This is a genomic window from Caulobacter sp. GW821-FHT10C03 (assembly GCF_059415485.1).
The window spans coordinates 414,596-431,501 of the sequence record NZ_JBWKNI010000001.1 but is presented as its reverse complement, the minus strand read 5'-3'; the positions used below and the strand labels follow the sequence as shown (position 1 = coordinate 431,501).

Sequence of the window (16,906 nt, the reverse complement as noted above, 5' to 3'; positions counted from 1 at the left end):
TCCACAGCCGCTAACTCGGGCCGGTACCAAGAGCCCTCCCCATGGCTGGGATGGGGATGATTATGGGGCGGCTCGAGTGGGTGGGGACAAGTTGGGGTTATAAAGTTGTAGGGCGTTGAGTTCGCTCAACTCTTTTCCGATTACGCCGTGTGAGCAGCGTGCGTAAGGCCGCCCCAACTCCGTAAAATCCCCGCGAAAGCGGGGACCCAGGTGTTTTATCGTCGAGCGTCGTGGGTTGCAGAAAAAGCCTGGGTCCCCGCTTTCGCGGGGATTTTACGGGGGAGAGAGCGGACAGGCACGGAGCCCGGTCTCGCCCCCTCCACCACTTCGTGGTCCCCCTCCCCCCTTGCACGGGGGAGGAGTGGCGCTGAAAGGTCTGAGAGACCCTCACCCGACCCCGCTCCGCGGGGCCACCCTCTCCCGCAAGGGGAGAGGGAACGGAGGTTGATAACTTTTCCGCGCATCCTAACGATCCGCTAACGCAACGCGTGCAGAACTGCGCCTTGGATGCAAAACGCGTCCTTGGCCAGAATGGCCGCGCCGGGAAACGGGTCGATGCCGCTGAACAGCATCAACACCAATGTGGGGGCGATGATCGCCCTGCAGTCGCTGAACGCCATCAATGGCGAACTGGCGACCACGCTGCGCCGCATCGCGACCGGCCTGAAGATCTCGAGCCCCAAGGACAATCCCGCCGTCTGGGCGACCGCCAAGATGCAGTCGGCCGAGGCCAAATCGCTGGACGCCGTGCGCGCCTCGCTGCAACGCGGCCAGTCGACGACGGACGTGGCCCTGGCGGCCGGCGACACCGTCACCGACCTGCTCGACCAGATGAAGCAGAAGATGCTGGCGGCTTCCGACGCCAGCCTGACCACCGCCAGCCGCAAGGCGCTGAGCGACGACTACGTCTCGCTGCGCAAGCAGATCGACCGGGCGGTGGAAAACGCCAGCTTCAACGGGGTGAACCTGATCTCGTCGGGCTCGAACGGCTCCATCAAGGCCCTGGCCAACGCCAAGGCCGACTCGACCATCGACGTCGACCACGTGGATCTGTCGACCTCGGGCGCCACGATGTCGGGCATGCCCGCCGACCTGCTGACCCGGCCGACAAACGTCGAGATCAAGGCCATGGACGGCGTGATGCAGAAGGTCACCGCCGCCCTGTCGACCCTGGGCACCCAGGCCAATGCGCTCGACACCCACCTGACCTTCATCGACAAGCTGCAGGATACGCTGGAGGCCTCGGTCGGCCGGCTGGTCGACGCCGACATGGCCCAGGAGGCGACGCGCCTCCAGGCGCTCCAGATCAAGCAACAGCTGGCGATCAAGTCGCTGTCGATCGCCAACGCCGCGCCGAGCTATCTCTTGAAGCTGTTCGGGGGCTGAGGCTCTCCACCGAAAGCAGGGATTTTACGGATGGGGAATTGGCCCCAAAGTCCGCGCTCTCCCTCCCCTTCCCCCGCGTGAGTCGCCATGGCCCAGCACCTCGCCCTCCTGTCCCTGCTCGTGCGCGACTATGACGAGGCCCTGGGCTTCTATGTCGGCAAGATGGGCTTCGACCTGGTGGAGGACAGCGAGCTGGGCGCGGGCAAGCGCTGGGTCGTCGTCTCCCCCGGCACCGGCGGGTCGCGGTTCCTGCTGGCCAAGGCGGCCGACGAGCGCCAAGCGGCGATGGTCGGCGGCCAGGGCGGCGGCCGGGTCTGGCTTTTCCTGCACACCGACGACTTCGACGGCGACCACGCCCGGCTCTCCGCTGCAGGCGTGACCTTCCTCGAGGAGCCCCGGCACGAGGCGTATGGCAGCGTGGCGGTGTTCGAGGACCTCTACGGCAACCGCTGGGACCTGTTGCAGCCGCGCGGCAAGTAGAAGCCCCTCTCCCATTGCGGGAGAAGGATCTAGAGGTCGGCTAGCGTCCTAGCGTGCTCGGCAACGTCGGCGGGCCATTGCGCGAGGCCGGCCTCGAACCCTTCCCGGTCGCCGGCGTAGAGCGCCCGCATGGCCGCCTCGAAGCCGGGGGCGTCGCCGGCGGCGGCGCTGGCGAAGCGGTAGGCGGCGTCGCGGGCGCGGCGCTGGCGGTCGGGGGCCTCGGCCTCGCGGCGGGCGGCCTCGACCAGCTTGCGCAGGGCCACCGAGGCGCCGCCGGGCTGGGCGGCCAGCCAGTCCCAGTGGCGCGGCAGCAGGGTGACCTCGCGGGCGACGACGCCGAGCTTGGGCCGGCCACGGCCGCGCGGCGTTTCCGGTTCGGCCTCGACGGGCGCCAGGCGGGCGGCGAGGTCTTCGGGGCTTCCGCGCAGGTCGAAGTCCACCTGCCGGCCGTCGGGATCGAAGATCAGCAGCGGGGCGTCGGGACGCTTTGCGAACACCGCCTGGGCGGCCAGGGCGACGGTCAACTGGTCGCCGGCGGCGAGGCGGGCGCCGGTCTCGAACAGGGCGTAGGTCATCGGACGAGGTCTACCGCGTTCAGGGCTTCGCACCAGTGCTTGCGGCGATCAGCTAGGCGCAGCGCCCTGCCCTTCGGCTCCAGGCCCTCGGCGTCGATGGTCTCCAGCACCTCGAAGGCGAAAGCCGTTTCGCCATGAGCGTTCCAGGCGCCTTGCAGGCGGGCGTTGGGATGCGAGCCGAGGCGCAAGGAGAACCAGACGCCGTTCTGGCGGGTCGCCACGTTCTCGGTTCCGCCGACGAAGGCCTGGCCGGTGCGCCCGCAGCGCACGGCGTAAACGCCGGGCCGGGGCTTTTCTTCCTTGTAGGCGCGCAGCAGCGCCTTGCGCGAGTTCATCGCCGTCTCCTTGAGTTGACGGCTTTTTACCCGGGCAAATTATGGAGTCAATATTACCCGGGTGTTTTTCTCGCCATCAGGCCCCAGTAGAGCGCGCCGGCCAGACCCGCCCCGACGAACCAGGCGTACTGGTAGAGGGTCGTCCAAGGCGCGCCGACGCCCGCGAAGGCGTGCGGGGCGGCCGCGTGCAGGAAGCCCGGCAGATTGGGCGCGACACCGACGGCGAAGGCGACCAGGGCCGCCGGATTCCAGCCGTTGCGGTAGGTGTAGGGTCCGGTGCGGTCATAGAGGCCGGGCGCGTCCAGCACCGTGCGGCGCAGCAGCCAGTAGTCGACGATCAGTATGCCGGCGATGGGGCCCAGCAGCGCGCCGTAGCCGGTGAGCCAGACGAAGATGTAGCCCGCCGTGCTCTCCAGGAGCTTCCAGGGCATGATCAGCACGCCGATGACGGCGGTGATGTAGCCGCCGATGCGGTAGGTGATCCGCTTGGGCCAGAGGGCGGCGAAGTCGTAGGCCGGGCCGACCAGGTTGGCGGCGATGTTGCACGAGACGGTGTCGAGGCTGATCACCACCAGGCCGACCAGCACGGCGATCCCGCCGATGTCGCCCGACAGGGCCACCGGGTCCCAGATCGCCTTGCCGAAGATCAGCACCGTGGCCGAGGTGACGACGACGCTCATCGCCGCCAGCAGGGCCATGGGACCGGGAAGGCCCAGGGCCTGGCCGACGATCTGGTCCTTCTGGGTGCGGGCGAAGCGGGTGAAGTCGGGAATGTTGAGGGCGAGCGTCGCCCAATAGCCGGTCATGGCGGTGACGGCCGGGCCGAAGTCGGCCCAGAAGCGGCCGGCCTTGGCGCCGCCGGCGTCATAGGCCGAGGGCTCGTGCAGGATGGGTCCCAGGCCGCCGGCCTTGGACAACGCCCACCAGACCAGGGCCACGCAGACGATCACCTTGACCGGCGCGGTCCAGGTCTCGAGCTTGCGGACGGTCTCCAGGCCCTTGGTGACGAAGGCCAGCTGGATCAGCCAGAAGGCCAGGAAGGCCAGGAGCTGGCCCACCCCGATGCCCAGCAGCGGGATCATCGGGCCGTCCAGCTTGGCCCCAACCATGACGCCGAGCAGGGTCAGGAGCGCGCCGCCGCCGATCCAGGTCTGGATGCCGTACCAGCCGCAGGCGACGATGGCGCGGGCCAGCGCAGGCAAACGCGCGCCGCGCCAGCCGAACGAGGCCCGGGCCAGCACGGCGTAGGGCACGCCGTGCTTGGCGCCGGCGTGGCCGATCAGCAGCATGGGGACCAGGACGATCAGGTTGCCCAGCAGCACCGCCCAGACGGCCTGGACCGCCGACATCCCCTGCTCCACCAGGCCGGCGGCCAGCATGTAGGCGGGCACGGCGATGACCATGCCCAGCCACAGGGCCGCGAAGTGGCGCGCGCGCCAGGTGCGCTGGGCGGCCGTGGTCGGCGCCAGGTCGTCGTTCCAGAGATTGCTCGTCTCGTCCGCCATGCGCTCCCCCAAGCCTTGCATGCAAGGAGAGAGCATGGCGCGACGAGACCACCGCCGTCACCTGGGAAATCGGTGATCGGCGGCGAGTATCAGAGCGCTGCGTAGGCCCAGGTCGCCAGGCCGGCGCCGAACATCAGCACCATGGCGATGATGCCGACCCTGTCCCACTGGATGCAGGGGCCGGCGTGCCGGAGCTCGGGCGACTCCGGCTTGTTGACGTCACAGGTCTTGAAGAACACGGGACGCACGGAAACACGCATGGCGTGGGCCATGTTGAACCTCCCTAACGATTGCCACGCCTCTGACGGGCGCGTGCGGGAAGGTTAACACAGGTTCGCCCTAGAGGCGAAAACATCGCTCAGTAGGCGAAACGCAGGCTCAGACCCACGCGGCGCGGCTGGGGCGAGAACGACTGCGGCAGGCGGCCGGTGGTGATGAACAGCGGGGCGTCGGAGTCGAGCAGGTTCTCGACGAACAGGCCCACCGACCCCCGCCCCTGCTCGATCGCCACACGCCCGTCCAGCAGGGTGACGCCGCCCAGGTCTCGGCCCGAGCCGGGGCTGACCGACTCGAAGGTCGAGCGCGACTGGCCGACATAGGCGGCCGAACCGTTGAGGATCAGGGCCGCCCCGCCCGGCAGCTCGCGGCGGGTCTCGCCCCAGACGGTGAAGGCCTCGCGCGGCACGGCCGGCAGGTGGTCGCCCTCGTGGCCGAGCCCCGCCATGGCCCCGGAGGTCTGGTCCTGGGTCAGCACGGCCTCGGTGGCGGCGAGGTTGAAGCCGAGCTTCGAGACGCCGCGGCTCCAGACCATGTCGAATTCGGCGCCGTCGATGCGGGCGCGGCCCAGGTTGGTGACGAAGGCGAAGGCCCCGTTGGCGCTGGTCGCCGAATACTGCATGTCGCGCCAGTCGATGCTGTAGAGCGCGAGGTTCGCCGACAGCCGCCCGCCGGCCCAGCGCGACTTTAGGCCCAGTTCCCGGTTCCACAGCATGTCGGACCCGTAGGCCTGAAGCTCGGCCGGCAGGCCGGGGGCGGTGTTGACGCCGCCGGGCCGGAAGCCCTGCGAGATCTGGGCGTAGCCCATCAGCCGGGGCGTGAAGCGGCGCGAGGCCACGGCCTTCATGCTCCAGCCGTCCTCCTCGACCCGGTTGCGGAAATTTCCCCCCGATGTGTCGGAGATGACGTTGACCACCAGCACCCGGCCGACGGTCTTCTTGTCGTAGGCGAAGCGGCGGGCGCCGAGGGTGACGTCGGTCCGGTCGTCCACCGCCAGGGTCGCCTCGCCATAGGCGGCGACCTGGTCGAGGCGGGTGTCGACGATGCGGCGGCCGGTGTAGCCGGCGGCGTCGACCGGCAGGCCGGTGACCGGGTCGGCGACTCGCACCTGGCTGTCGATGCTGTCGCGGCGGGTCTCGGAGAACAGGCCGACCGTCCATTGCAGCGCCCCCTCGTAGTCGGAGGTCAGGCGCGCCTCGCGCACGTCGGCGACGAGGTCGATGGGTTGGTACAGCAGGCCCGGCGTGCGGCTGTCGACGTAGGAGGCGTAGGCGCCCATCTGGCCCGCGTCGCAGGCGGCGCTGGAGCCGAGCGCCAGCCAGCGGGCGCAGCCGGCGGCGCTGCCGCGCTCGGACTGCAGGGTGCCGGTGTAGTCGATCTGGCGAATGTTGCGCCATTCGTAGCGGGCCAGCGACGCCGAGAAGCGCACGCCCGGCAGGCGGCTCTCGAACGACAGGGCGCCGAACCACACCTGGCTGTCGAACGGGGTGCGCACGAAGTTGCGCGAGACGTGCGAGGGCTCGCCCGGCGCGCCGGCCCCGGTGTCGCGCAGCTTGGAGTCCTGGGCGGCCAGCAGCAGGTCGATCCGCATCTCGTCGCGAGGCCGCCAGGCGGCGGCCAGGCGCGCGCCGATGGTGCGGCCGGCGTTGACGCCGGTCAGGCCCAGGCGCGCGTTGTCGGCGAAGGCGGCCTCGTCGCGGCGATAGGCCGTCAGGCGCACAGCGGCGCGGTCGTCGGCGAAGGTCTTGTTGGCCACGGCGGTCGCCGCCCCGCCGGCCCGGCCGCCGACGACGCCGCCTTCCAGTTCGAGGCCCGCCTGGTCGCGCGACAGGTCGGCGCGGTTGAAGGCCACCTTCACCGCCCCGCCCATGGCGCTGGAGCCGTAGAGCGTGCCCTGCGGCCCGCGCAGCACTTCCAGCCGGTCGACGTCGACCAGCAGCAGGTCGGGGAACGAGCCGCCGGGATCGGCGGTGGTGCCGCTGGGTCCCGAGACCGGCACGTCGTTGTAATAGAGGGCCGTCGTCGCCTCGCCCGAGCCGTAGACGCCGCGCAGGGTCATGCGCATGCGGCCCACGCCCGTGCTGGTCAGGGTCAGGCCCGGCAGGCGCTGGGCGACCCGCTCGAAGGTCACCGCGCCGGTGGCGTTCAGGGCCTCGCCGCCGATCACGCGCATCGACAACGGCGTGCTCTGCTCGGGCATGGAGCGGCGCAGGGCGGTGACCATCACCGCGTCGACCTCGGCCGTGGCGGGAGGCGCGGCGGCTGACGGCGCGGCGGCTATGGCGCGCGGCGGCGCGGCCCGCTCGATAAGCAGCCGGCCGCCATGCCGGCGGGCGACCAGGCCCGAACCGGCCAGCAGCCGCCGCAAAGCTTCGTCAGGCTCCAGCTGGCCGCGAACGCGGGGCGACGACAGGCCCACCACCAGGGCCGGGTTGAACAGGATCTCGGTGTCGGTCTGGGCGGAGAAGGACGTCAGGGCTCGCGCCATCGGCGTGCCCGCCGGAATGTCGACCCGGCGCGGCGCGGCCGCGACGGCGGCGGCCGGCGTCGCCATGGCGGCGAGCGCGAGCCACCCCGCCAGGGCGGATCGACAATGGCGTGTGTGCAAGACCCCCGGGGCTCCAGTACTCGGCAGCGCCCCTTCCTTCACCGCTGCGTTTCCCAAGGCCAGTCCCCTCGTCGCCGTTGGCCGGCGATCCCGTCCCCTCGCCCCCACCTAGGCCCCCGCCTGGCGGACATTCCGGAGACTCTGCCTGTTAATCTGGCAGGCCGGGCGCCCCGACGGCAAGTGCGAGAACGTGGGTTGACCCGCTCGTCACGCTGCTGACGAATGATCGCAACAAAAAAGACTCGTTGTGTCGGGGACGACGTATGGCGCTGGCGAATCTGGCCGCTGGAGCGCGAGGGAGCGAGGGCCTGGCCCAAGCTTCCCTGCCCTACCAGCAGGCCCTGAGAGCTTTCTTCCGCCGCAGGGTGGAAGGCGGCGAGGTCGATGACCTCGTCCAGGAGGTTCTTCTCCGACTGCATAACCGCCGAGACGGCGGCGAAGTGTCGAACCTCGGCAGCTTCATCTTCCAGACCGCCACCAACGTCCTGCTCGACCGCCGTCGCCGCGACACCGTGCGCAAGCGCCAGGCCCACTGCGAGCTGGAGGAGATCCACCACCCGCTCGACGAATTGTCGCCGGACCGGATCCTGCAGGCCAAGCAGGCGGCCGCCGTCGCCGCCGCGGCCCTTGGTGATCTTCCTTTAAGGACACGCGCTGCATTCATGCTCGTGCGTTTTGAAGGCATGAGTTACAAGGCGGCGGCCGCTCAACTGGGACTCTCAGTCAGCGCGGTCGAAAAACACGTCGCCAAGGCTCTCAAACACCTGACGAGCCGTCTGCAGGAACACGATGCGCCACACCGCCCCAAACCTGGCTTCTTCCGGTGAACCGGACGCCGCGGAATGGGTCGCGCGCCTGCACAACCGGCCGAACGACCTGGGCTTGCGGCGTGACTTCGATTCCTGGCTGAAGGCCGATCCGACCCACAAGGACGCCTTCGATTCCGCCGCCGACGCCTGGTCGCGCATCGGCGCGCTGTCGGACGAGCCCGAGATTCTGGCCGCCCGCGCCTCGCTGAAGGCCGAGCTGGCGGCCGATGTCCGCCGCCGCCGCGCCCGCCCGCAGATGCGCTGGGCCGCGGCGATCGCCGGCATGGTCATGGCCGGCGGCTTCGGCACGGCCCTGTGGCTGGCCACGGCCCCTTCCGATCATTCCGCGCCCGCGCTCGCCCCGGCCCAGACGGCTCAGGTCGTCTACCGCACCGGCGTCGGCGAGCAGAAGAGCATTACCCTGGCCGACGGCTCGGTCGCCACCCTGTCGACCGACACCGTGCTGCGCGTCACCGAATGGGGCCAGCGGCGCGGCCTGACGCTCGATCGCGGCGAGGCCTTCTTCCAGGTGGCCAAGAACCCGCAGCGCCCGTTCGTGGTGACGGCGCAGGGCCGCACGGTCACGGCGCTGGGCACGGCGTTCAACGTCCGCATCGATCCGGGCGTCTGGTCGGTCAGCCTGCTGGAAGGCAAGATCCGCGTCGCCGATCCGGTGGCCCACAACAGCGTCGACCTGCTGCCCGGCTCGCGCCTGGAGCAGCGCGCCGGCGCGACCTGGGCGGTGGCCGCCGCCGATGTCTCGGCCCTGACCAGCTGGCGCCAGGGCAGCCTGACCTTCGACAACCAGCCGCTGTCGGAGATCGTCGGCGAGCTGAACCGCTATTCGGACCGCAAGATCCGCATCGCTTCGCCGCGCGTGGCCGCCACCCCGATGAGCGGCCGCTTCAAGACCGGCGACGTCGGCGGCTTCGTGGATGCGCTCAGCGCCTACGGCGCGGCCAAGGTGCGCCAGGGCGAAGGCGGCGAGATCGTCCTGGTTTCGCCGTAGCGGCGATCCACATCCCTTCGGATCGAACTCTTCAGCCGCGGATCAACCCGACGAGGGCGCGTCGGGCCAGCAGCCTCTCGGCCGCCGGCCCACGCCGTTGTCACTCGCCGAAGCGGAAGCGCAGGCCCAGGCCGTAGTAGCGGCCCTCGTAGCGGACATCGACCGGATAGGTCCGGTCGGGCGAGTAGTTGTTGTAGTTCTCGAACGGCTTGGCCAGCAGGTTGCTGACGTCGAGGCTGACGGTCAGTTGCTTGGAAATGTCGTAGCTCAAGGAGGCGTCGAGACGGGACGTCGCCCGCACCCCTACGCCGGTGTACTGCGAGCCGTCGGTCGCCTGACGGTAGTAGCTGACCCAGGGCGAGCGTCGATTGTAGGAGATGCGCCCCGTCACGCCGTTGCGCTCGTAGAACAGAGCGGCGTTGTAGGTCCACTTGGAAAGGCCCGTGATCTTGACGTAGGACGCATCGGCGCCGAGCGTCTGGGGGAACTGGTTCTTGCCGTCGATGTAGGTGACGTTGCCCTGGACGCCGAAGCCCTTGAAGGCTTCGGGCAGGAAATCCAGGAAGGTCTGGGCGTTGACCTCGAAACCCTTGATCTTGCCCGCCCCGGAGTTTTCCGGACGGCTGATTTCGATCAGGCCATAGACTGGATCCTGGACCCGGCTGGTGTAGTTGCTCGTGAACCCGAAGAGGTCGCGATAGAAGCCGGCGACGGTGATGCTGCCCGTGCTGGAGAAATAGTACTCGGCGCTGATGTCGTAGTTCTTGGACGTGAGCGGCACGAGGTCGGGATTTCCGCCCGAGCCGTAGGCGTTGGGTTGCACCGGCGCGTTGGGATCGACCGGTTCGTTGGGGTCGCGAACGACCTGCGTGACGTTGAGGGCCGGGTTGAGCGCGCCGAAATCGACGCGGGTGCGGGTCTCGGTATAGCCCAGGCGCAACTGCACCTTGTCGAGCGGCCGGATCCGCAGGCTGATGTTCGGCAGCACGTCCGTGTAGTTCTGCTCGATCGTCCTGGGGATCAGGCTCGTGGCGCCGTTGACCGAGACGCGCGAGACGCCGGAGTATTCGCCGACCGTCTGAACCACCCGGACACCGGCCACGCCGTCAAACGCGATCGAACCCACGTCGAAGGCGTACTTGGCCTGGACGTACCCGGCGTAGCTCTGTTCGGTGGCGCTGAAGGCGCCGCCCTGGTCGAGGGGCACGTCCGGGCTGCTGAAGGCCGTCAGGGTGTCCTTGTAGCCCTGGTCGTTGGGATAGAGCGCGATCAGCTGCTGCAGGGCTTCGATCGAGCGTTGCCGCAGGGCGGCGGCGTTCGCCGCGATCCCCTCGCGGGTCGGCATCAGATACTGGGTGAAGCCCTGTGAACTGCCGCGGAACGGATCCTCGATCATCTCGAGCTGCCCAACAGGCAGGCTGGACAGCGCGATCTTCAGCGGCAGCACCCAGGCGTAACGCGAGCCCTGGATCAGCGAGGCGTCGCGATCGGTGTAGCGCAGTCCGAACTTGATCTCGGGCAGGAACGACAGGCGGGTGTCGAACACCGCGTCGCCGCGCCATTGGACCCCGCTGCCCTTGGCGATGTAGTGGCGCTCGTAATAGCCGCGCCAGTAGTAGTTGGCCGGGTTGGCGGCGTCGAAGCCGGTGAGGTCGAACGCCGCGCCGTCCTTCTCGTTGAACTTGACGACCACGGTCGGCGCGGTGGTGAAGGCGCTGTCCAGGCTCCAGTTGCGGGCCTCGTACTCGCTGTCCTCGTAGGCGAGGTCGGTCGACAGGGTCAGGCGATCACCGCGCCAGACGGCGCCGACCGCGCCCTGGTAGGTGTTGGTGTGATCGGCGCCGGTCGAACGATAGGCCTGGGGCGCGACGCCGCCAGTCTTGGTGAAGCCGGCGGCCTGGTCGGTCGTCCCCGGAACCAGCGTGACGTTCGTCAGGGTGGGGTCCTGCAGGACGGTGGAGTCCCAGTCACGAAGGTTGACGTCCAGGTTGTCGGTCGCCTGACGGCCGCGATAGCCCTGGTAGATCCCATCGAAATAGATCTCGAGCTTGTCGTTCGGCTTCCACTGGAGGGCGACGTTCGCCGAAGGCCGGTAGCGCTTGCCGCCGTCGTTATAGAGACCCACCGAGTGGGGGTAGTAGAAGCTGTTGCCGGCGCTGGCCGGCGAGACGCTGGAGGCCGGGCTGACCTGGCGGATCCACTGATTGTTGTAGCGCACGCCGTTGCGGTATTGCGACTGAGCGTAGGTGGCGTTGGCCAGGACGCCGATCTCGCCGATCGACGTGTCCCAGCGGTCCGAGAACAGGATGTTGCCGTTCGGGTCGAACTTCTCGGTCTGGTCGTTGTAGGTGAGGCGCACGCCGCCGCCGATGAACCGGCCCTTGAAATCGAGCGGTCGACGCGTGCGGACGTTGATCAGGCCGGCCAGGCCCGGCTCGACGATGTCGGCGGTGCCGGACTTGTAGATCTCGATCCCCGCCAGGGCCTGGGCCGGGAAGTCCTGCAGCTGCACGCGACGCAGCTCGGCGGTGAAGATCTCGCGGCCGTTGTAGGTGGTGGCGACGTCGGGCAGGCCTCGGATCAGGACACGATTGGCCTCGTCGCTGAAACGTTCGACCTGCACGCCGGAGATGCGCGCCAGGGTCTCGGCGGCCGTGTTGTCGGGAAGCTTGCCGATGTCCTCGGCGACGACCGCGTCGAGGATGGCGTCCGAGGTGCGCTTGATGGTCTGCGCCGAGCGCATGCTCTGGCGAAGGCCGGTCACGACGACCTCGGTCACGGCCGAGGTCTCCGTCGTATCGGTGGCTGTGTCCGTAGCCGCGGCCGTCGTTTGCGCGAGCGCGGGCATGCCGAGAAGCGCCATCGGCGCGACCGACAGCATGAAGGCAATACGCTTCATCAATCCCTCCCATGTCGAGCGCGAGGTATTTTCCTCGTCGCTTCATTTGTCCGACTAAATGTGCAGAGCAATCATTTCCGGTCAATCCAATTGATATGATCAATGCGAAAATTGAAATATGGATTTCACATTTCAGCAGATTTCGAAATCGCGTTCAGGGATGCGGACGCGCATAACCCCATACAAGGAAGGGAAGCTTGGCTTTTTCGGATGGGCGCTCGTTTCAGATGTCGATGCGGAGCGTCGGTTCGACAAAGGCGAGCAGCAGCAAGCTATACTCTGACAAAATGGAGTTTTTATCGGGCTCCGCTTGACCTTGCGGCACGCGCCGCGACGGGGGCGGAGGTCCCTGGCTCCAGGGCGGCGACGACCGGAGACGGGGCGCCCCCGCCCACTTTCTCCCCTCCCCGGTTGAGGAACGGCCTCCCCCCTGCGTCATGGAAGTAGACAGCGGCGCCGTTCGCGTCGCGTTCAGGGAGGCTTTTCGTGACTTCGATCTTCAAGACCGCCGCCGCAGGCTTGGTTTGCGCGCTGATGGCCTCGAGCGCCATGGCCGCGCCGCTGAGCGCCGCCCAGAAGACCCAGCTGAAGGCGAACGTCGACGCCTACACCCCGCAGATGAACGAGGCGGCCCTGAAGATCTGGGATTACGCCGAGCTCGGCTACCTGGAGGCCAAGAGCACGGTCGTGCTGCAGGACCAGCTGAAGGCCGCCGGCTTCGAGGTGAAGGCGGGCGTGGCCGACGAGCCCACCGCCTTCGTCGCCAGCTTCAAGCAGGGCAAGGGCCCGGTGATCGCGGTGCTGGCCGAGTTCGACGCCCTGCCGGGCCTGTCGCAGGCCGCCGTGCCGACCAAGACCCCGCGTGAAGGCACCGACAACGGCCACGGCTGCGGCCACAACCTGTTCGGCGCGGCCTCGGTGGCCGGCGCGGTCGCCCTCAAGCAGTGGATGATCCAGAACAAGGTGCAGGGCGAGATCCGCGTCTACGGCACCCCGGCCGAAGAAGGTGGTTCGGGCAAGGTCTACATGGTGCGCGAGGGCCTGTTCGACGACGTCGACGTGACCCTGCACTGGCACCCGGGCAACGAGAACTCGGCCCGCCAGGGCACCTCGATGGCCAATATCAGCGGCAAGTTCCGCTTCCGCGGCAAGTCCTCGCACGCCTCGGGCGCGCCGTGGGCCGGGCGCTCGGCGCTGGACGGCGTGGAGATCCTCGACACCGCCGCCAACTTCATGCGCGAGCACATTCCCGACGGCACGCGGATCCACTACGTGATCACCAACGGCGGCAAGGCCCCCAACGTCGTGCCCGACTTCGCCGAGGTCTATTACTACGTCCGCAACAGCGACCCGAAGGTCGTGGTCAGCGTCATGGACCGCGTCAAGAAGGCGGCCGAGGGCGCGGCCATGGCCACCGAGACGACGGTGGAGTTCGAGCAGACCGGCGGCGTCTACAACCTGCTGCCCAACGACGTGCTGGGCAAGGTGATGAACGACAGCCTGGTCAGCGTCGGCGGGATCACCTGGACGCCGGAAGAGACCGCGTTCGCCAAGACTCTCGCCAAGAGCCTGACCAACGGCGGCGGCGACCTGGCCTCGGTCGGCAAGATCGAACCCTACGCCCCGGCCGACATGAAGGGCGGCGTGGGCGGCTCGACCGACGTCTCGGACATCTCGTGGGTGACCCCGACGGTGGGCCTGTCGACGGCGACCTTCGTGCCGGGCTCGGCCGGCCACAGCTGGCAGAACGTGGCGGCGGCGGGCAACTCGATCGGCCTCAAGGGCGCGGCCGTGGCGGCCAAGACCCTGTCGATCACCGGCGCCGAGCTGTTCATGAACCCCAAGCTGATCGCCGACGCCAAGGCCGAGCTGAACAGCCGCCGCGGCGACGGCTTCCAGTACAAGGCCATGGTCGGCGACCGCAAGCCGCCGCTGGACTACCGCAAGGCCGGCGGGGCTGAATAAACGCTTCGACCGCGTGAAGACGATGGGGCGGCAGGCTTGCTTGCCGCCCTTCTCTTTGCCCGCTCAGAGCAGCTTCGGACCCAGGAAGATCGCCAGGGCCGCGACCAGCCAGGCGGCCAGCGCGCCGAGGATGGCCAGGCGGTAGTCGACCCGCTCGCTCAGCAGCCAGGCGACGCCGAGAAAGACGAGATAGGCCGGGATGGTCTTGGCGCCGGCCAGGCACGCGGTCCTGAAGCCGCCCGGCTCGCCCTTGGAGCCCACGGCCAGCAGGGCGATGATGGCGAAGGTCGGCGCCAGCGGCAGGATGCCGGGCAGGACGTTGCCCTTCTTCGAGGCCAGCACGATCAGGGCGGTGACGAGGCCGCCAAGCAGCCCCTTCCACAGAACCTCCAGCAGGATCGGCATCAGGCCTGGACGCCCCGCGCCCGCAGCTTGGCCTTCAGTTCGCGGATCGGACGGGCCAGCAGGAAGCCGAACGACACCGCGCCCTCCTTGGTGTGGACGGCGTGGTGGATACGGTGGGCCTGGATCAGGCGCTTCCAGTAGGCCGACTTGCCCAGCGGGACCTTGAAGCGCTGGTGCACCATGCCGTCGTGGAAGATGAAATAGACCGCGCCATAGGCGGTGATCCCCAGGCCGACGGGCAGCAGCCACGGCAGGCCGCCATTGGTCCCGAACCAGATGGCGACGATGGCGGGCGCGGCGAAGACCACCGCGAACAGGTCGTTCAGCTCGAAGGCGCCGTGGCGGGGCTCGTGGTGCGAGCGGTGCCAGACCCACAGGAAGCCGTGCATGACGTACTTGTGGGTGAACCAGGCGAAGCCTTCCATGAAGGCGAAGGCGGCCAGGAACAGGGCGACCTGAAGTCCGAAGGTGACCATCGCTTTCCTACTCTGGAGACCGCCGCCTGATCGGATCAGGCTTTTGCGGACTCATCCTTGCCCTGGCTCAAATCTAGCGCTGCGGATCGCGCGACAGGGCCTGGGCGACGCCGAGACCCGTCGCGCCGACGGCGGCCAGCACGATCCAGGCCTTATACACCGACGCGATCCCGCCGTCGCGCCAGAGCACGGCCTGATAGGCGTCGATGACCCAGGCGTGGGGCGTCAGCCAGCCCAGGCTCTGCAGCCAGGCGGGCATGAGAAAGCGCGGGGCCATGCTGCCGCCGATCGCGGCCAGCACCAGGATCACGAAGGTCGACAGCATCTGGGCCTGGTCGCGCGTGCGGCACAGCGAGACGAGGCCGAGCGCCAGGCCCGCCGAGCAGACGCCGGCCGCCAGGGTGGTGGGCAGCCACAGGGCGAAGTGCTGGAGCGCCTCGACGCCGTAGACGGCTTGGGCGACCACGAAGATCATCACCGCCTGCACAATGGCCTGGGCGGTCAGGAAAAGGAACTTGCCGGTGACCACCGGCCCCATGCCGGCCACGCCCGCCAGCAGGCGGTCGGCGACGCCGGCGCGGCGCTCCTCCATCAGCGACAGCGCCCCCTGCATGGCCGAGAACAGGGCGAACAGGATCATCACCGCCCCGGCGTAATAGGCGATCACCGCCCCGCCCTTGCGGGCGCCGGCGATCTGCTCGCGATCGAACAGGTCTTCCTTCAGCGCCGGCGGCTTGGCGCGCAGTTGCTTGGCGGCGGCGTCAATGCGGGCGGACTGGACGGGCGAGAGTTCACCGAGCGCCGGCGTCAGGGCCTCGACCGAGCGACGCAGGGCAGCATCAGGCGCGGCGGCGGCCAGGGCCTGCTGGGTGCGGGCCTGGGCCAGGGGCGCGGCCACGGCACGGGACGGGTCGGCGACGATCAGGAACGGCTTGCCCGGCGCGGCGGGGTCGGTGCGGATGACGAGGCCGACATCGACCTGTCCGGACTTGACCCTGGCCCGTACGGCGGCGGGATCGGGCGCGGTCTCGGCGCGGACGTCGGGGCTCTTGAGCAGGGCGGCGGCGACCCGGCGAGAGGCGTCGGTCTTGGCGAGATCGGTCACGGCCAGCTTGGGCTGCAGATTGTCGCCCGAAGTCCCGGCGAACACCGACGAGAAGATCAGGAACACCAGCGGCGGCAGCAGGAAGGTCATAACCAGGGCCGCGCGGTCACGCCACAGCTCAAGCGCCATGACCCGCATCATGGCCAGCGCCATCAAGGCCCGGGTCTTCATGCGGCCTTCCGGTCGGCGACAAGGGTGAAGAGGTTGGCCAGGGACGGCTCACGCACGCGGATCTCGCGCGGGGCCAAACCGAGCTTGCGCAGACGGGCGTCCAGGCGCCCGGCCGCCGCGTAGCCGCCGGCGTCGAGGCGGGTCCAGACGCCCGGACGGCGGGTCGGCTCCAGCCCCTCGGCGGCCAGGCGGATCTCGCCGGCGGTGTCGAGGCCTTCCGACAGATGGACCAGGATCTCCATCTGGTCGCCATAGGCCTCGGCGACCAGGGCGCGCGGCTCGCCCTCCAGCACCATGCTCCCGTCGCGCAGGAAACCGACGCGGTCGGCCAGGGCGCCGGCCTGGTCCAGGTCGTGGGTGACGATCAACACGGCGACGCCCAGGTCGCGCAGGTCGCGGATCACTGCGTCGACGGCCTCGCGGGCGTCGATGTCGACCCCGACCGTCGGCTCGTCGAGGATCAGCAAGGTGGGCTGGTGGACGATGGCGGCGGCGATGTTGGCGCGGCGCTGGAAGCCGCCCGACAGGGTGCGGACCGGCGCGTCGGCGCGCTCCAGCGTGCGGGTCAGCTCCATGGCCCGGCGCACGGCGGCGGGGATGGCGGCGCGCGGCACGCCGGCCAGGACGGCGAAGGTCTCGATGTTCTCGCGCACCGAAAGGTTGGCGTAGAGGGCGATCTCCTGCGGCACGAGGCCTAGCCCTGCGCGCGCGGCGGGGGTGCGGGCCGGGTCGGCGCCGTTGAGGCGCACGCTGCCGGCGTCGGGCTTCAAACGACCGCAGATGGCGCGCACCAGGGTGGTCTTGCCAGCGCCGTTGTGGCCCAGCAGGGCGTAGATCTCGCCCGGATGCAGGGTCAGGTCGACGCCCTTCAGCACCCGGCGCTGGCCGTAGGAACGCACGAC

Annotated in this window: 15 protein-coding genes; 5 read left to right on the top strand and 10 right to left on the bottom strand. The window is 69.2% G+C overall.

The genetic code is table 11. The features are described 5' to 3' along the window. Positions 1 to 555 precede the first annotated feature (555 nt). A complete protein-coding gene (locus AC07NG_RS02000) occupies positions 556 to 1,386 on the top strand; it encodes a flagellin (RefSeq protein ID WP_492857160.1) in 831 nt (276 codons plus the stop codon). An 87-nt stretch (positions 1,387 to 1,473) separates the two neighbouring features. Further along, the gene (locus AC07NG_RS01995) at positions 1,474 to 1,866 is read left to right on the top strand and encodes a VOC family protein (RefSeq protein WP_494591820.1); all 393 of its coding nucleotides are present in this window, start codon (positions 1,474 to 1,476) and stop codon (positions 1,864 to 1,866) included. Between the two features lie 29 nt (positions 1,867 to 1,895). Here the strand turns inward: AC07NG_RS01995 and AC07NG_RS01990 are convergent, their stop codons facing one another. From AC07NG_RS01990 to AC07NG_RS01970, 5 genes are all read right to left on the bottom strand, one after another. Beyond that, positions 1,896 to 2,441 carry a DUF2239 family protein gene (locus AC07NG_RS01990; protein ID WP_494591818.1) on the bottom strand — a complete coding sequence of 182 codons (546 nt, stop codon included), beginning with the start codon at positions 2,439 to 2,441 and terminating at the stop codon, positions 1,896 to 1,898. Then, positions 2,438 to 2,776 (bottom strand): GIY-YIG nuclease family protein, encoded by a 339-nt coding sequence (locus tag AC07NG_RS01985; RefSeq protein WP_494591816.1) that lies wholly within the window; start codon positions 2,774 to 2,776, stop codon positions 2,438 to 2,440. The genes AC07NG_RS01990 and AC07NG_RS01985 overlap by 4 nt, the downstream gene beginning before the upstream one ends. A 53-nt stretch (positions 2,777 to 2,829) precedes the next feature. After that, the gene (locus AC07NG_RS01980) at positions 2,830 to 4,281 is read right to left on the bottom strand and encodes an NCS1 family nucleobase:cation symporter-1 (RefSeq protein WP_492857155.1); all 1,452 of its coding nucleotides are present in this window, start codon (positions 4,279 to 4,281) and stop codon (positions 2,830 to 2,832) included. Positions 4,282 to 4,370: 89 nt separating this feature from the next. Beyond that, on the bottom strand, positions 4,371 to 4,553 hold the full coding sequence (locus AC07NG_RS01975) for a hypothetical protein (RefSeq protein WP_492857154.1): 183 nt from the start codon (positions 4,551 to 4,553) through the stop codon (positions 4,371 to 4,373). An 86-nt stretch (positions 4,554 to 4,639) separates the two neighbouring features. Next, the gene (locus AC07NG_RS01970) at positions 4,640 to 7,111 is read right to left on the bottom strand and encodes a TonB-dependent receptor (RefSeq protein ID WP_494591813.1); all 2,472 of its coding nucleotides are present in this window, start codon (positions 7,109 to 7,111) and stop codon (positions 4,640 to 4,642) included. A 317-nt stretch (positions 7,112 to 7,428) separates the two neighbouring features. Between AC07NG_RS01970 and AC07NG_RS01965 the strand changes: the two genes are divergently transcribed. After that, positions 7,429 to 7,992 (top strand): RNA polymerase sigma factor, encoded by a 564-nt coding sequence (locus AC07NG_RS01965; protein WP_487289654.1) that lies wholly within the window; start codon positions 7,429 to 7,431, stop codon positions 7,990 to 7,992. After that, positions 7,955 to 8,983, top strand: coding sequence for a FecR family protein (locus AC07NG_RS01960; RefSeq protein ID WP_494591811.1), 1,029 nt, complete (start codon positions 7,955 to 7,957; stop codon positions 8,981 to 8,983). The genes AC07NG_RS01965 and AC07NG_RS01960 overlap by 38 nt, the downstream gene beginning before the upstream one ends. A 100-nt stretch (positions 8,984 to 9,083) precedes the next feature. Here the strand turns inward: AC07NG_RS01960 and AC07NG_RS01955 are convergent, their stop codons facing one another. Then, positions 9,084 to 11,882, bottom strand: coding sequence for a TonB-dependent receptor (locus AC07NG_RS01955; protein ID WP_494591809.1), 2,799 nt, complete (start codon positions 11,880 to 11,882; stop codon positions 9,084 to 9,086). A gap of 534 nt (positions 11,883 to 12,416) precedes the next feature. Between AC07NG_RS01955 and AC07NG_RS01950 the strand changes: the two genes are divergently transcribed. Beyond that, a complete protein-coding gene (locus AC07NG_RS01950; protein ID WP_110122126.1) occupies positions 12,417 to 13,847 on the top strand; it encodes an amidohydrolase in 1,431 nt (476 codons plus the stop codon). A gap of 63 nt (positions 13,848 to 13,910) precedes the next feature. Here AC07NG_RS01950 and AC07NG_RS01945 read toward each other — a convergent pair whose 3' ends face one another. The 4 genes from AC07NG_RS01945 to AC07NG_RS01930 all read right to left on the bottom strand — a co-directional run bounded on the left by AC07NG_RS01945 (position 13,911) and on the right by AC07NG_RS01930 (position 16,903). Beyond that, entirely contained in the window at positions 13,911 to 14,252 is a 342-nt protein-coding gene (locus tag AC07NG_RS01945; RefSeq protein WP_487289650.1) for a GlpM family protein, read from the bottom strand. After that, on the bottom strand, positions 14,252 to 14,728 hold the full coding sequence (locus tag AC07NG_RS01940; protein WP_487289648.1) for a sterol desaturase family protein: 477 nt from the start codon (positions 14,726 to 14,728) through the stop codon (positions 14,252 to 14,254). The genes AC07NG_RS01945 and AC07NG_RS01940 overlap by 1 nt, the downstream gene beginning before the upstream one ends. A gap of 73 nt (positions 14,729 to 14,801) precedes the next feature. Further along, the gene (locus tag AC07NG_RS01935) at positions 14,802 to 16,004 is read right to left on the bottom strand and encodes an ABC transporter permease (RefSeq protein WP_494591807.1); all 1,203 of its coding nucleotides are present in this window, start codon (positions 16,002 to 16,004) and stop codon (positions 14,802 to 14,804) included. After that, positions 16,001 to 16,903, bottom strand: a complete 903-nt coding sequence (locus AC07NG_RS01930; RefSeq protein WP_494591805.1) for an ABC transporter ATP-binding protein — start codon at positions 16,901 to 16,903, stop codon at positions 16,001 to 16,003. Before AC07NG_RS01930 ends, AC07NG_RS01935 begins: the two co-directional genes overlap by 4 nt. Positions 16,904 to 16,906 lie beyond the last annotated feature (3 nt).